Source organism: Enterobacter sp. K16B (assembly GCF_020216105.1).
Classification (GTDB): domain Bacteria; phylum Pseudomonadota; class Gammaproteobacteria; order Enterobacterales; family Enterobacteriaceae; genus Enterobacter; species Enterobacter sichuanensis.
Genome location: NZ_JAIWJZ010000060.1, coordinates 1 through 13,869 on the forward strand (window position 1 = coordinate 1; position 13,869 = coordinate 13,869).

The following is a 13,869-nucleotide window of genomic DNA, read 5'->3' on the forward strand; positions in this document are numbered from 1 at the left end:
GTGAAGTGATTCACATCCGCCGTGTCGATGGAGGCGCATTATAGGGGGCCGCCGAGGAATGACAAGCGGAAAAATGCATTTTTATTTCAACCGCTCATCTTTTCACCAAAAAGACTAGTTTTGGTGCTTTTTAATTTCTTTTGGCAGGTCCGCCAGACTATTAATCACCCAATCCGCCGCTTTCTCCGCTTCTGGCGTGACTGGCTTACCGGTGCGAACCAATATTTTGGTGCCCACGCCCGCAGCCGCTGCTGCCTGCATATCTTCCAGTTTATCGCCCACCATATAAGAAGCAGCCATATCAATGTGCAGGAACTCTTGCGCAGAGATGAACATCCCCGGATGCGGTTTACGGCAGTCACAGGTCTGACGATACTCTTCTACACTCCCCTGTGGGTGGTGCGGACAATAATAGATACCATCAAGATCCACCCCACGGTCAGCCAGGGACCAGTCCATCCATTCGGTCAGCGTCTCGAACTGCGCTTCGGTGAATTTACCCCGCGCAATACCGGACTGGTTCGTTACCACCACCAGCGCATAACCCATCTCTTTCAGCTGGCGCATTGCCTCTATTACGCCCTCGATAAACTCGAACTCATCAATCTCATGAACATAACCGTGATCCACATTAATAGTGCCGTCACGGTCGAGAAAAATTGCGGGTACTGATTTTGCCACCGGTTTGCTCCTGAAAAAGGCATGTTCAGCTAGTATCTCATGAATCGCAGCGCAATAAAGTGCCCATCGCACAGAGTTGGATTGATTTAGACGTCTGGATGCCTTAACATCCGTTTTGTTTACGGTCATCACCCGTATCTGGCAGAAGAAAATGCCACGGCTAACTTACATACGATAAAAATAATCTAATGATTAAACTTTCCAATATCACCAAAGTGTTCCAGCAGGGGAACCGAACCATTCAGGCGCTGAACAACGTCAGCCTGCATGTTCCTGCTGGTCAGATTTATGGCGTCATTGGCGCATCGGGTGCAGGTAAAAGCACGCTGATCCGTTGTGTTAACCTGCTTGAGCGCCCAACCCAGGGTAGTGTAGAAGTTGGCGGGCAAGAGCTTACCGCGCTTTCAGAGAAAGAACTCACTAAAGCGCGTCGTCAGATTGGCATGATTTTCCAGCACTTTAATCTGCTGGCATCCCGCACCGTTTTCGGCAACGTCGCCCTGCCGCTTGAGCTGGATAACACGCCGAAAGAAGAAGTGAAGCGTCGCGTCACCGAACTGCTCGACCTTGTCGGTCTGGGCGACAAACAGGATAGTTACCCGGCAAATCTGTCTGGTGGGCAAAAGCAACGTGTGGCCATTGCCCGCGCGCTGGCCAGCAATCCTAAAGTATTGCTGTGCGATGAAGCCACCAGCGCATTAGACCCGGCCACCACGCGTTCTATTCTGGAACTGCTGAAGGACATTAACCGTCGCCTGGGCCTGACGATCCTTCTGATTACCCATGAAATGGACGTCGTGAAACGCATCTGTGATTGCGTCGCGGTGATCAGCAATGGCGAACTGATTGAGCAGGACACGGTAAGCGAAGTGTTCTCCCATCCGAAAACCCCGCTCGCGCAGCAGTTCATCCAGTCCACGCTGCACCTGGATATTCCGGAAGATTATCTGGAACGGTTGAAAACAGAACCGACAGCTGACAGCGTCCCGATGCTACGCATGGAGTTTACCGGTCAGTCCGTTGATGCACCCCTGCTTTCCGAAACCGCGCGTCGCTTTAACGTGAACAACAACATCATTAGCGCGCAGATGGATTACGCCGGTGGCGTGAAGTTCGGCATCATGTTGACAGAAATGCACGGCACACAAGAAGAAACCCAGGCAGCCATTGCCTGGCTGCAAGAACATCACGTAAAAGTAGAGGTACTGGGTTATGTCTGAGCCGATGATGTGGCTACTGGTTCGCGGCGTTTGGGAAACGCTGGCAATGACCTTTGTCTCTGGCTTTTTTGGTTTTGTCATTGGCCTGCCGGTCGGCGTGCTGCTGTACGTAACGCGTCCGGGTCAAATCATTGAGAACGCGAAGCTGTACCGCACGCTCTCTGCGCTGGTAAACATCTTCCGTTCTATCCCGTTCATTATTTTGCTGGTGTGGATGATTCCATTTACCCGCGTGATCGTCGGGACCTCTATCGGACTGCAGGCGGCCATCGTTCCGCTGACCGTCGGTGCCGCGCCGTTTATCGCTCGTATGGTGGAAAACGCCCTGCTGGAGATTCCAACCGGTTTGATCGAAGCGTCCCGCGCGATGGGTGCCACGCCAATGCAGATCGTTCGCAAAGTCCTGCTCCCTGAAGCACTGCCGGGCCTGGTGAATGCCGCTACCATTACGCTTATCACCCTGGTGGGGTATTCCGCGATGGGTGGTGCCGTCGGTGCCGGTGGTTTAGGTCAGATTGGTTACCAGTACGGCTATATTGGATATAACGCTACCGTGATGAATACCGTTCTGGTATTGCTGGTTGTTCTGGTTTATTTAATCCAGTTCTCTGGCGATCGCATCGTCCGGGCCGTTACGCACAAATAACGTTACACACAACACAAACTCGACGAGTTAAGGATAAAACATGGCGTTTAAATTAAAGACCCTTGCAGCAGTAGGCGCGCTAATCGGCTCTCTGGCACTGGTGGGTTGCGGTCAGGACGAAAAAGATCCGAACCACATTAAAGTGGGCGTTATCGTGGGTGCAGAACAGCAGGTCGCGGAAGTCGCGCAGAAAGTGGCAAAAGAGAAGTATGGTCTGGACGTTGAGCTGGTGACCTTTAACGATTATGTTCTGCCGAACGAAGCGCTGAGCAAAGGCGATATCGATGCGAACGCCTTCCAGCATAAGCCTTACCTGGATCAGCAGATCAAAGACCGTGGCTATAAACTGGTGGCAGTAGGCAACACCTTCGTGTATCCAATCGCCGGTTACTCCAAAAAAATTAAATCGCTGGACGAGCTGCAGCCAGGCTCTCAGGTTGCCGTGCCAAACGACCCAACCAACCTCGGCCGTTCCCTGCTGCTCCTGCAGAAAGTGGGCCTGATCAAACTGAAAGACGGTGTGGGCCTGCTGCCGACCGTTCTGGATGTAACCGAGAACCCGAAAAATCTGAAAATTGTGGAACTGGAAGCGCCTCAGCTGCCACGTTCCCTGGATGATGCGCAGATTGCGCTGGCCGTTATCAACACCACCTACGCCAGCCAGATTGGCCTGACGCCAGCGAAAGACGGTATCTTCGTTGAGGATAAAGACTCCCCATACGTAAACCTGATCGTGACTCGCGAAGACAACAAAGACGCGGAAAACGTGAAAAAGTTCGTTCAGGCCTATCAGTCTGAAGAAGTTTACCAGGAAGCCAACAAAGTGTTTAACGGCGGCGCGGTTAAAGGCTGGTAATCTCACCTCAGTGTAATATCATCAGGACGGGCTTATGCCCGTCTTGTCATTTGTGCAGGCAACTGATTCAATATCTGACGTTTTGATTATCCATTGAGGAAATATTATGCGTGCTTTACCGATCTGTCTTTTAGCACTCATGCTGAGCGGCTGTTCTATGCTAAGCAGATCTCCCGTTGAACCTGTTCAAAGCACGGCAACCCCGCCAAAAACCGAGCCTGCGAAACCGAAAGTGGTTCGCGCTGCGCCAGTTCGCATCATCACGAAGGCGGACGAACTCGTTGGTAAACCGTTCCGTGAGCTGGGTGAAGTGAGCGGTGAATCTTGTCAGGCGACCAATCAGGACTCACCACCGAATATTCCGACCGCGCGTAAACGTATGCAGATTAACGCGGCAAAAATGAAAGCCAATGCGGTCCTGCTGCACAGCTGCGAAGTGACCAGCGGCACACCAGGCTGCTACCGTCAGGCGGTCTGCATCGGATCTGCGCTGAACATTACGGCGAAATGAGTGCATTTCAGTTCGAACAGATAGGCATTATCCACTCTCCTTATAAAGAGAAGTTCGCCGTGCCCCGCCAGCCCGGTCTTGTTACCAGCGGTAGCGGCGAGCTTCACCTGATAGCCCCTTACAATCAGGCTGATGCGGTGCGCGGGCTCGATGCCTTTAGCCATCTCTGGGTGGTGTTCGTGTTTCACCAGACGATGGAAGGCGGCTGGCGTCCTACCGTGCGTCCTCCTCGTCTTGGCGGAAATGCGAGAATGGGCGTGTTTGCGACTCGCTCGACTTTCCGTCCAAACCCGGTTGGCATGTCGCTGGTTGAGCTGAAAGGCATACGTTGCCAGAAAGATCAGGTGGTACTCGAGTTGGGTAGCCTGGATCTGGTCGACGGCACGCCGGTTATCGACATCAAACCCTATTTGCCTTTTGCCGAAGCCCTCCCGAACGCGCGCGCAAGTTATGCTCAGGATGCTCCCCAGGCGGATATGCCGGTCTGGTTTACCCCTGAGATAGACTCGCAGCTCAGTCAGCTGGAGAAACGCTATCCTCGTTTGCGGAATTTCATCACCGAAGTGCTGGCGCAGGACCCCCGTCCGGCCTACCGTAAAGAAGAGGAAGCAGGAAAAACGTACGCCGTCTGGCTGCTCGATTTTAACGTTCGCTGGCGCGTCACCGGGGCAGGTTTTGAAGTGTTTGCTCTTGAACCCAGGTAATTTTGTTCTCCTCTCTTTTGGCATCTTTGCCACACTGGTAAACTAAACCACTTTTTTTGTGTCAGGCTGGTGTTTCAGCCTGTTCCAATCGTCGAAATGGAACCGTAACAACATGCGTACTAGCCAATATCTGCTCTCCACTCTGAAGGAGACGCCTGCCGACGCCGAAGTGATCAGCCATCAGCTGATGCTGCGCGCCGGGATGATCCGCAAGCTGGCCTCCGGGTTATACACCTGGCTGCCGACCGGCGTGCGCGTCCTGAAAAAAGTCGAAAACATCGTGCGTGAAGAGATGAACAACGCCGGTGCTATCGAGGTGTCCATGCCTGTGGTTCAGCCCGCTGACCTGTGGCAGGAGAGCGGTCGTTGGGAACAGTATGGTCCTGAACTGCTGCGCTTTGTCGATCGTGGCGAGCGTCCGTTCGTTCTCGGCCCAACGCATGAAGAAGTCATCACCGACCTGATTCGTAATGAGCTGAGCTCTTACAAACAGCTGCCGCTGAACTTCTTCCAGATCCAGACCAAATTCCGTGACGAAGTTCGCCCACGTTTCGGCGTAATGCGTTCTCGCGAATTCCTGATGAAAGACGCCTACTCTTTCCATACCTCTCAGGAATCCCTGCAAGAGACCTACGACAAAATGTACGAGGCATACAGCAAAATCTTCTCCCGCATGGGACTGGATTTCCGTGCTGTGCAGGCCGATACCGGCTCCATCGGCGGTAGCGCATCCCATGAATTCCAGGTGCTGGCACAGAGCGGTGAAGACGATGTGATCTTCTCTGACTCATCTGACTACGCGGCGAATATCGAGTTTGCAGAAGCACTGGCACCAAAAGAACCTCGTGCTGCCGCAACGCAGGAAATGACGCTGGTAGATACGCCAAACGCGAAAACCATTGCCGAGCTGGTTGAGCAGTTCAACCTGCCTGTCGAAAAAACCGTGAAAACGCTGCTGGTGAAATCCACCGAAGGAAGCGCTTACCCGCTGGTAGCCCTGCTGGTACGTGGCGATCACGAGCTGAACGAAGTGAAAGCAGAGAAGCTGCCGCAGGTCGCCAGCCCGCTGACCTTCGCAACGGAAGCGGAAATCCGTGCCGTGGTAAATGCAGGTCCAGGCTCGCTGGGTCCGGTGAATATGCCAGTACCTGTGGTTATTGACCGCACGGTAGCCGCGATGAGCGATTTCTCCGCGGGCGCGAACATCGACGGTAAACACTACTTCGGCATCAACTGGGATCGCGACGTCGCAACCCCTGAAGTGGCAGACATCCGTAACGTGGTCGCAGGCGATCCAAGCCCGGATGGCCAGGGTACTCTGATGATCAAGCGCGGTATCGAAGTCGGTCACATCTTCCAGTTGGGTGACAAATACTCTCGTGCACTGAACGCCGCGGTTCAGGGTGAAGATGGCCGTAACCAGATCCTGACCATGGGTTGCTACGGTATCGGGGTGACGCGTGTGGTGGCTGCGGCGATTGAGCAGAACTACGACGAGCGTGGCATCGTCTGGCCGGACAACATCGCGCCGTTCCAGGTGGCTATTCTGCCAATGAACATGCACAAATCTTACCGTGTGCAGGAGCTGGCCGAGAAACTGTACGCCGAGCTGCGCGCTCAGGGTATCGAAGTGCTGATGGACGACCGTAAAGAGCGTCCAGGCGTGATGTTTGCCGATATGGAACTGATCGGTATTCCGCACACTGTCGTCATCGGCGACCGTAACCTGGACAGCGACGAGATTGAATACAAATACCGTCGCAGCGGCGAAAAACAGATGATCAAGACCGGCGACATTCTTGATTACCTGGTTAAAGCCATCAAGGGCTAAACAAAAAACCCCGCTCAGGCGGGGTTTTTTAATGGCTCAACGTCAGCTTATTTGCTGTTACAGTCTTTGCCCGCGACAAACTTCGCGTCTTTATCTGCCACCAGCGTTTTCACCATCTCTCCGCTATCCGGGTTGGGCTCCAGCGTAAAGTGACCGTCAACCGTCAGTAATACCGGCTTACTGTCATTGCCACGCGCCACGGCATAATCGCGTTCAAGCTGAGCATTGTTTGCCACGCTGACTTTCCTGCCGGTTGCGCAGTCGGTGAATATCGCCGCATCCGCCATGTAGAAATACATTCCCCGCATTGCCATTGGCGTCGCAGGCAGGGCCGCTTTTACCGGCGCCAGCGTATAGTTGAACTGGGATTCGATAGGATTGCCTTCGCGATCCAGCATCTCCATCCCCTCGCCTTTGGCGCGGAAATACGTTTTCTCGCCGGCGGTATCCGTCAGAACCAGCTTCTCCGCCGTTCGCGCCCATGTCCCGTAAGAGGCAAATGACGAAGGTTCTTTCGCGCCCTGATAGCGCTGATTCATCACCCAGGTTCCGTCTTTTTGCAGGAACAGAGAGGTTTCAATACCCTCACAGTCTGCGCAAGGCAATACACCGCGCCAGCTCTGCTGCATCGGCTTTAACTCTTCATTCTGCGCGGGCTGCAAAACCTGCGTTTCAGAACGGTTGTTACACCCAAAAAGCGCAAACAGCGTACTCACCGCCAGCGCTGACAATAATGCTTTTTTCACAATGAATTCCTTATGAAAATTGTGTTCCCTTTCGTCACTCTGTCGGGCGACGAACTTTACCGCGTAGTGCTTTCACTGTGGATTTCTGAGCCTTCGAGGACAGCCGGCGCTCTTTCGATGCGCGGGTTGGCCGCGTGGCCCGACGGCTTTTTTGTACCGTCGTTAATTCTTTGATGACCGCCACCAGCCTGGCTATTGCCGCTTCCCGGTTTAACTCCTGGCTGCGGTATTCCTGAGCTTTAATCACCATCACGCCATCGCTGGTAATGAGGTGATGGCTGGCGGCGAGCAGGCTTTCTTTGTAATACTCTGGCAGGCTTGAAGCCCGAATGTCAAAACGCAAATGGATAGCCGTCGACGCCTTGTTGACGTGCTGCCCGCCAGCCCCCTGCGCACGGATGGCGGTGATCTCCAGCTCGCTGTCAGGGATGCTGACGTTTCGGGACAAGACGATCATGACGCGGGCTGCCACGCCGTTAAATGAATTTCCAGATTATTCTGAGAATCAGAGAGCCAGATGGCACCATCCTGAATCGTCGCCTGCAAAACCATGGTCCGGCCAGCGAATTCGCTCAGCTGCGCCAGCTGCTCATCATCCAGATACCAGACCGTAAGATTTTTAAACTGTGCGCACTTGCTCTTGTTTTGCTGCCACCAAATCTCTGCAGCGCGCTGATTATATGCGAATAAGGCCACTTCTGCGGATTGCGTGCAGGCCTTCTTCATTCTGCGTTCATCCGGCAGACCAAGTTCGATCCACAAATCGATACCCAGATGGTCGTTGCGCAGCCAGGCTTCAGGCTCATCTTCAGCGCTTAGCCCACGGGTAAATTGCAGCCGCTCGTCGGCGTACTTAATCCACGCCAGCAGACGCAGCATCATGCGCTCCTGGGTTTCGGAAGGGTGGCGAGCCAGGGTCAGCGACGCATCCAGAAACTGGTTGCGATCAAGATCGGCCACATTGACCACTGCTTTATAAATTGTCGCTTTCAGCGCCATGAGAGAACTCCATTCGATTCAGGCGCACATTGTAGCGAAAACAGCGGCAAAAGGCTGTTACGGGGTGATAAATACACCACTATCAAGGCTCTGATATTGCTTAAATGAGTATGGTATAGTCACCTTGCTAAACCGAGTTTATCTTCGTAGGCTTAATGAGATCTCACAGTAAGTCAGTGCGCTGGCGGGAGGGGATGTGAACAATTATTGTGAGTTAATTCGCAAACGGTATGCGGAAATCGCCAGCGGAGATCTGGGGTATGTCCCGGACGCGTTGGGCTGTGTATTGAAAGTGCTTAATGAAGTGGCCTCTGATGAGAGCCTTTCAGAGTCGGTCAGGGAAAAAGCAGCGTATGCTGCGGCGAATTTACTGGTGAGCGATTATGTCGATGAATGATACCTATCAACCCATCAATTGTGATGACTATGACAACCTCGAACTCGCCTGCCAGCATCATTTAATACTGACGCTGGAGCTAAAAGATGGCGAAGTGTTGAAGGCGAAAGCCAGCGATCTGGTTTCACGTAAGAATGTGGAATATCTGGTAGTGGAAGATGGCGGGGCGACGCGTGAGCTGCGTCTGGATAAAATTGCCAGCTTCAGCCACCCGCAAATCGGCACCGTCGTGGTGAGCGAATCCTGATGAGACTAACGGGCAGCCTGGCTGCCCGTTACGCTTTCTGCCACTCAAAACTGACGCCCTCTTCCGACCACCCCGCTTCCGTGATGAACACACCCGCAGCAGCAATCAGCGTTTCACCGTAAAACAGCAGCGGCGTGGTGTCGCGCAGCCATGGCGGCACGTTGCACTCCTGCCAGATCTTCTTAAGCTTGCGTCCCCCGTTACGCCCAACGATATGCAGCATGCCGCCAGCCTTAAAGCGAACGGTTACCGGCTCTTCTGACGCAGGCAGTCGCACATGCCCAGACGGCACCAGAGTTACACGCCCGATCTCACAGGGCAATATCAGCGGTGCGTCAGGGGAAGACCAGTCGAGCACCACATCAGTGAGTGAGGGCATCGATTTTACCCACCAGAGCTCACCTTTAAAGCGTCTTACGTCAAAACCGTTCAGGTGTACGCAAGGAGCAGCATCTTCCCGCGCCAGGGCGACTTCGTCCCAGATGCGGCTCAGCATTGCCCGCGACGGCATCACCGCGTGATGCGAGGCCAGCCAGCGTCGTAACAGTGCGGCGCGACGTACCGGGCTTCTCCCTTGCAGCGGTGCAATTGCCAGCGCCCCATTTTCAGAGATCAGTTCAGCCAGCTCTTCACTTAACAGCTCATCGAGCAATGATTCCTGTTCTGCGCACAGTATGGCGCTTCTTGCTGTCGCATCGGCAAAATGCGGCCAGCGCTCGCGCAAAAGCGGGAGAACGCGCAAACGCAGAAAGTTACGGTCATAGCCGTCATCCTGGTTGCTATCATCGTCAATCCAGTTCAGTTGATGTTCTCGTGCCCAGGCTTCCAGCGACGCACGCGTTTCGCCAAGCAGTGGGCGCAGTAATTGCGTCCCGGCAAACTCAGCCCGCTCCGGCATGGCTGAAAGCCCCGCCGGCCCGCTGCCCCGCTTAAGCGCCAGCAAAAAGGTTTCGCACTGGTCATCCAGATGCTGGGCCGTGACCAACGCTTCGCCAGGCTGTAGCGCGCCGGCAAACGCAGCATAGCGGGCTTTACGCGCCTGCGCCTCAACGCCCAGCCCCTCATCCTTAAGCGTGACGCGCTCCACAAGCAGTGGGATTGCCCAGGCTGCACACAAGGCTTCACAGTGCGCCACCCACGCCTCTGCGTGAGGACTTAATCCATGATGAATATGCATTGCCCGAAGCTCGACATCGGGTTCCTGGTCGCGCCAGCATTTAAGACGATGGAGCAGAACGGTGGAATCCAGACCACCGCTAAACCCCACCAGCAGCTGGCGGTAGGGTGAAACGGCTTGTGCGATTGCGGGTAAGGTCATAGGAAATTACACATAAAAAATGCCCGAACGGAGCGGGCATTATCACACAGGACAAACATTACTGCTGGTAAAGCTCCAGCGGCAAACCGTCCGGATCGTTGAAAAAGGTAAAACGCTTGTCGGTGAACGGATCGACACGGATCGCCTCGCACGCGACGCCGTGCGCTTCCAGATGTTTGACTGCGTTATCCAGGTCATCAACGCTGAAGGCCAGATGACGCAGCCCACAGGCCTCCGGGCGGGACGGACGCGCAGGCGGAAAAGGAAAAGAGAACAGCTCAATCACATATTGCCCGTTCAACGCCAGATCGCCCTTCCAGGAGTCACGCTCCTCACGGTACGCCTCGCTCATCAGCGTAAAACCGAGGATATCGCAGTAGAAGGCCTTACTTTTCGCGTAATCGGTCGCAATGATCGCAATATGGTGAACCTGTTTTAAACCCAGCATAGCTTCTCCTTTTTATGATGCCTGAACGTTACAACCGAAAACCCGTACCTGGCAAGCGGTCACCTTTATTTTAGGACTCGCACCCAGTAAACACCGTTTTCATCGCGCTTCGCCCCGTGAATATCCGTCTCAAAACCCGGGTAGTGACGTCCTACTGAACAGAGCATCAGCAGGAAATCGAGCACGGCCCGGCTCGCTTCGGTAATCATCTCTCCTGGCATCAGGAGCGGTACGCCCGGTGGATAAGGCAGGATCATGTTAGCCGATACGCGTCCGACCAGGTTTTCCAGCTCGACGGTTTCAACCTCCCCTTTCACCTGGCGCTGCCAGGCGTTGTGCGGCGTGAGTTTCATCTCGGGCAAGACATCAAAAGCCTGAAGCATGAGGCGCGGCAGATCGTGCTGACGGATCAGCCTGTGGATCCCCTGGGCCAGATCCTGAATGCGCATATTGCGGTAGAAATCAGGATCCTCCGCGTAGAGATCCGGCAGCATATTCTTCACCCGCAGGTTGAGATCGTAGGCGCGCTTAAACTCCATCAGGCCGCGCAACAGCCCCATCGCCCGGGTCTTATCAATCCCAATGCTGAAGAGGAACAGGAGGTTATAGGGGCCCGTTTTTTCCACTACCACGCCCCGTTCATCAAGGAACTTCGCCACCAGCGCGGCCGGGATCCCCTCATCGCTCATCCTGCCCTGTTCATCCATACCCGGCGTCAGGATCGTCACTTTTACCGGATCGAGGAACATGTGATCGCCATCGGCATCCCGGAAGCCATGCCAGCCTTCACCGGGTGAAACCGGCCAGCACGCCGCCTCATCAATCTCTTCCGGCTGCCAGATATCAAAGAACCAGCCGTCGGCTTCCTCTTTTAACCGCTGAACTTCTTTGCGGAAATGCAGCGCCCTCTCCACTGAACGATTAATAAGACGTTTGCCCGGATTACCGCGTAGCATCGCCGCCGCCGTTTCAATGGAAGCCACCAGCGGATAGCTCGGTGAGGTAGTGGTGTGCATCATAAAGGCTTCGTTAAAGGTCTCTTCATCGTACTCGCCTTTGATGTGAATAAGCGAAGCCTGAGAAAACGCCGCCAGCATTTTGTGCGTCGACTGCGTTTCGAAGAACACTTTACCCGGTACGCGTTCACCGCTCATGCCGCTTTTCCCTGCGTAAATCGGGTGGAAATTGGTGTACGGTACCCATGCGGAATCGAAGTGGATCGACGGCACGTCCAGCGTCTTTTTGATCCAGTCCGTGTTGTACAGCAGACCGTCATAGGTTGAATTGGTGATCACCGCATGGACAGGCCAGCTTGCACCGGGGACGGCCGCAACCTTGCTTTCAATGGCGTCATGCGTAAACTCGCGCCGTGGAATACCGCCTAGAATACCCAGCGCGTTTCGCGTGGGCGACAGCCAGAGCGGTACGACGTCGCTCATCATGAGCAAGTGTGCCAGCGATTTATGGCAGTTACGGTCAATCAGCAGAGTGCTGCCAGCAGGTGCAGCGTACATCCCGACGATTTTGTTCGAGGTCGAAGTACCGTTGGTGACCATATAGCTCTGCTCGGCACCAAAGGTGCGGGCGATGTACTCTTCGGCTTCAAGATGCGGGCCGGTGTGATCGAGCAGAGAGCCCAGTTCAGTGACTGAAATGGATACGTCCGCTTTCAGCGTGTTGCCACCGAAGAAGTCGTAGAACAGGCAGCCCACCGGGCTCTTTTGATAGGCTGTCCCCGCCATATGGCCCGGCGTACAGAAGGTATATTTGCCCTCCTTCACATAGGTGAAGAGTGCGCGGGTAAACGGCGGGGTAATATTTTCGAGATATTCACCGGTATATTGTTGAATACGGGTCGCAATATCTTCCGCAACGCCGAGCGAATATTCAAAGAACCACAGCGCCATACGCATATCATTGGCGCTGACGTCCATGGTCGAGTGGGTATTAATAAATGCGTACAGCGGGAGGTATTCGTTCAGCTTGTTGATATCGCTGCACAGTTCGAGGTCATATTCATCCCAGTCGAAGATCACCCCACAGATACGCGGGTTGTGCTCGATGAACTTCAGCAGGTCAGCGCTGTTGTGCGGCCAGATCAGCTGATACCCGCGCGCCTGCAGGGCCTGCTCCAGCTCCTTGATGGGCTCGTCTTTATAGAAGACGCCGTGCGGCCCCATAATGGCAATGATGTTCACGGTTTACCTCCTTGAAAAACATTAGCTAAGCATAGTTAAGGTAAACGGCAGGTATAAAAAAAGCCGCAACATTGTGCGGCTTTTCAGATAATGGTGAAGCTTACGCGTAACCGTAGGTCATCAGACGCTGGTAACGACGATTGAGGAGATCCTCTGTGCTCAGCACATCAAGATCCGCCAGGTCAGCCAGCAGCTGCGCTTTCAGGGAAGCCGCCATCGCTTCCGGCTTGCGATGCGCACCACCCAGCGGTTCCGGAATGATGGAATCAATAAGCTTCAGCTCTTTCAGGCGTGGCGCAATGATGCCCATCGCTTCTGCAGCCAGAGGCGCTTTGTCGGCACTTTTCCACAGAATGGACGCACAGCCTTCCGGGGAGATAACGGAATAGGTGCTGTACTGCAGCATATTCACTTTATCGCCCACGCCAATCGCCAGCGCGCCGCCGGAACCGCCTTCACCAATAACGGTACAAATGACCGGTACCTTCAGACGGGACATCTCACGCAGGTTACGTGCGATAGCTTCAGACTGACCGCGTTCTTCCGCGCCCACGCCAGGGTATGCCCCCGGGGTGTCAATAAAGGTGATGATTGGCATATTAAAACGCTCAGCCATCTCCATCAGACGCAGGGCTTTACGGTAACCTTCCGGTGCGGGCATACCAAAGTTACGACGGATTTTCTCTTTGGTTTCACGACCTTTCTGATGACCAATGATCATCACCGGGCGTCCGTCCAGACGCGCGATACCGCCAACGATAGCTTTGTCGTCAGCGTATGCGCGATCGCCTGCCAGTTCGTCAAATTCGTCAAACGCCAGGCGGACATAATCCAGGGTGTACGGACGCTGCGGGTGGCGTGCCAGCTGGGCTACCTGCCATGCGCCGAGATCGGCAAAGATTTTGCGCGTCAGCTCTACGCTTTTTTCGCGCAGACGATGCACTTCTTCGTCGATGTTAATATCCAGTTTTTCATCCTGACGGCTTACCGCTGTCAGAGAATCGATTTTCGCTTCCAGCTCAGCAATCGGCTGTTCGAAATCAAGGAAATTCAGACTCATAGTATTC

General features: G+C 54.3%; 16 protein-coding genes. 8 read left to right on the forward strand and 8 right to left on the reverse strand.

All coding sequences use genetic code 11. The features are described 5' to 3' along the window. Positions 1-114 precede the first annotated feature (114 nt). Positions 115-681, reverse strand: coding sequence for a D-glycero-beta-D-manno-heptose 1,7-bisphosphate 7-phosphatase (gmhB, locus tag LDK53_RS12690; RefSeq protein WP_025756838.1), 567 nt, complete (start codon positions 679-681; stop codon positions 115-117). A 188-nt stretch (positions 682-869) separates the two neighbouring features. Between gmhB and metN the strand changes: the two genes are divergently transcribed. From metN to proS, 6 genes are all read left to right on the forward strand, one after another. After that, entirely contained in the window at positions 870-1,901 is a 1,032-nt protein-coding gene (metN, locus tag LDK53_RS12695; protein ID WP_047957791.1) for a methionine ABC transporter ATP-binding protein MetN, read from the forward strand. Then, a complete protein-coding gene (locus tag LDK53_RS12700) occupies positions 1,894-2,547 on the forward strand; it encodes a methionine ABC transporter permease MetI (RefSeq protein ID WP_003856130.1) in 654 nt (217 codons plus the stop codon). The genes metN and LDK53_RS12700 overlap by 8 nt, the downstream gene beginning before the upstream one ends. A gap of 40 nt (positions 2,548-2,587) precedes the next feature. Beyond that, positions 2,588-3,403: a methionine ABC transporter substrate-binding lipoprotein MetQ gene (gene metQ, locus LDK53_RS12705; RefSeq protein WP_225287332.1), complete on the forward strand. Its 816-nt coding sequence runs from the start codon at positions 2,588-2,590 to the stop codon at positions 3,401-3,403. Positions 3,404-3,509: 106 nt separating this feature from the next. Further along, positions 3,510-3,914: an Rcs stress response system protein RcsF gene (gene rcsF, locus LDK53_RS12710; protein WP_025756835.1), complete on the forward strand. Its 405-nt coding sequence runs from the start codon at positions 3,510-3,512 to the stop codon at positions 3,912-3,914. Continuing rightward, on the forward strand, positions 3,911-4,618 hold the full coding sequence (gene tsaA / locus LDK53_RS12715; protein WP_025756834.1) for a tRNA (N6-threonylcarbamoyladenosine(37)-N6)-methyltransferase TrmO: 708 nt from the start codon (positions 3,911-3,913) through the stop codon (positions 4,616-4,618). Before rcsF ends, tsaA begins: the two co-directional genes overlap by 4 nt. Before the next feature lie 112 nt (positions 4,619-4,730). Then, complete coding sequence (proS, locus tag LDK53_RS12720) at positions 4,731-6,449, forward strand: proline--tRNA ligase (RefSeq protein WP_045285883.1); 1,719 nt, start codon at positions 4,731-4,733, stop codon at positions 6,447-6,449. Between the two features lie 47 nt (positions 6,450-6,496). Here the strand turns inward: proS and nlpE are convergent, their stop codons facing one another. Genes nlpE through LDK53_RS12735 form a run of 3 tightly spaced genes read right to left on the reverse strand, consistent with a single transcriptional unit; the run spans position 6,497 to position 8,194 of the window. Beyond that, the gene (gene nlpE / locus LDK53_RS12725; RefSeq protein WP_025756832.1) at positions 6,497-7,195 is read right to left on the reverse strand and encodes an envelope stress response activation lipoprotein NlpE; all 699 of its coding nucleotides are present in this window, start codon (positions 7,193-7,195) and stop codon (positions 6,497-6,499) included. 34 nt (positions 7,196-7,229) lie between these two features. Next, on the reverse strand, positions 7,230-7,652 hold the full coding sequence (gene arfB / locus LDK53_RS12730; RefSeq protein WP_023334585.1) for an alternative ribosome rescue aminoacyl-tRNA hydrolase ArfB: 423 nt from the start codon (positions 7,650-7,652) through the stop codon (positions 7,230-7,232). Next, positions 7,649-8,194: a YaeQ family protein gene (locus tag LDK53_RS12735; RefSeq protein ID WP_025756831.1), complete on the reverse strand. Its 546-nt coding sequence runs from the start codon at positions 8,192-8,194 to the stop codon at positions 7,649-7,651. Before LDK53_RS12735 ends, arfB begins: the two co-directional genes overlap by 4 nt. Positions 8,195-8,390: 196 nt before the next feature. Here LDK53_RS12735 and LDK53_RS12740 point away from each other — a divergent pair, with 196 nt between their 5' ends. Both LDK53_RS12740 and rof read left to right on the forward strand, forming a co-directional pair. Further along, complete coding sequence (locus LDK53_RS12740) at positions 8,391-8,591, forward strand: YaeP family protein (RefSeq protein WP_008501889.1); 201 nt, start codon at positions 8,391-8,393, stop codon at positions 8,589-8,591. Next, positions 8,578-8,838 carry a Rho-binding antiterminator gene (gene rof, locus LDK53_RS12745; RefSeq protein ID WP_025756830.1) on the forward strand — a complete coding sequence of 87 codons (261 nt, stop codon included), beginning with the start codon at positions 8,578-8,580 and terminating at the stop codon, positions 8,836-8,838. Before LDK53_RS12740 ends, rof begins: the two co-directional genes overlap by 14 nt. A gap of 28 nt (positions 8,839-8,866) precedes the next feature. Here the strand turns inward: rof and tilS are convergent, their stop codons facing one another. The 4 genes from tilS to accA all read right to left on the reverse strand — a co-directional run bounded on the left by tilS (position 8,867) and on the right by accA (position 13,862). After that, positions 8,867-10,156, reverse strand: coding sequence for a tRNA lysidine(34) synthetase TilS (gene tilS / locus LDK53_RS12750; protein ID WP_225287333.1), 1,290 nt, complete (start codon positions 10,154-10,156; stop codon positions 8,867-8,869). Between the two features lie 58 nt (positions 10,157-10,214). Further along, a complete protein-coding gene (locus LDK53_RS12755; RefSeq protein ID WP_025756828.1) occupies positions 10,215-10,604 on the reverse strand; it encodes a VOC family protein in 390 nt (129 codons plus the stop codon). 65 nt (positions 10,605-10,669) lie between these two features. Further along, a complete protein-coding gene (locus LDK53_RS12760) occupies positions 10,670-12,802 on the reverse strand; it encodes a lysine decarboxylase LdcC (protein ID WP_095449666.1) in 2,133 nt (710 codons plus the stop codon). Between the two features lie 100 nt (positions 12,803-12,902). Next, positions 12,903-13,862 carry an acetyl-CoA carboxylase carboxyl transferase subunit alpha gene (gene accA / locus LDK53_RS12765; protein ID WP_025756826.1) on the reverse strand — a complete coding sequence of 320 codons (960 nt, stop codon included), beginning with the start codon at positions 13,860-13,862 and terminating at the stop codon, positions 12,903-12,905. Between the last annotated feature and the right edge of the window lie 7 nt (positions 13,863-13,869).

Bases quoted from the DNA above. Each gene is read 5' to 3' on its own strand.
- metN (WP_047957791.1), top strand. From the start codon at position 870: ATGATTAAACTTTCCAATATCACCAAAGTGTTCCAGCAGGGGAACCGA.
- LDK53_RS12700 (WP_003856130.1), top strand. From the start codon at position 1,894: ATGTCTGAGCCGATGATGTGGCTACTGGTTCGCGGCGTTTGGGAAACG.
- metQ (WP_225287332.1), top strand. From the start codon at position 2,588: ATGGCGTTTAAATTAAAGACCCTTGCAGCAGTAGGCGCGCTAATCGGC.
- rcsF (WP_025756835.1), top strand. From the start codon at position 3,510: ATGCGTGCTTTACCGATCTGTCTTTTAGCACTCATGCTGAGCGGCTGT.
- tsaA (WP_025756834.1), top strand. From the start codon at position 3,911: ATGAGTGCATTTCAGTTCGAACAGATAGGCATTATCCACTCTCCTTAT.
- proS (WP_045285883.1), top strand. From the start codon at position 4,731: ATGCGTACTAGCCAATATCTGCTCTCCACTCTGAAGGAGACGCCTGCC.
- arfB (WP_023334585.1), bottom strand. From the start codon at position 7,652: ATGATCGTCTTGTCCCGAAACGTCAGCATCCCTGACAGCGAGCTGGAG.
- LDK53_RS12735 (WP_025756831.1), bottom strand. From the start codon at position 8,194: ATGGCGCTGAAAGCGACAATTTATAAAGCAGTGGTCAATGTGGCCGAT.
- rof (WP_025756830.1), top strand. From the start codon at position 8,578: ATGTCGATGAATGATACCTATCAACCCATCAATTGTGATGACTATGAC.
- tilS (WP_225287333.1), bottom strand. From the start codon at position 10,156: ATGACCTTACCCGCAATCGCACAAGCCGTTTCACCCTACCGCCAGCTG.
- LDK53_RS12755 (WP_025756828.1), bottom strand. From the start codon at position 10,604: ATGCTGGGTTTAAAACAGGTTCACCATATTGCGATCATTGCGACCGAT.
- accA (WP_025756826.1), bottom strand. From the start codon at position 13,862: ATGAGTCTGAATTTCCTTGATTTCGAACAGCCGATTGCTGAGCTGGAA.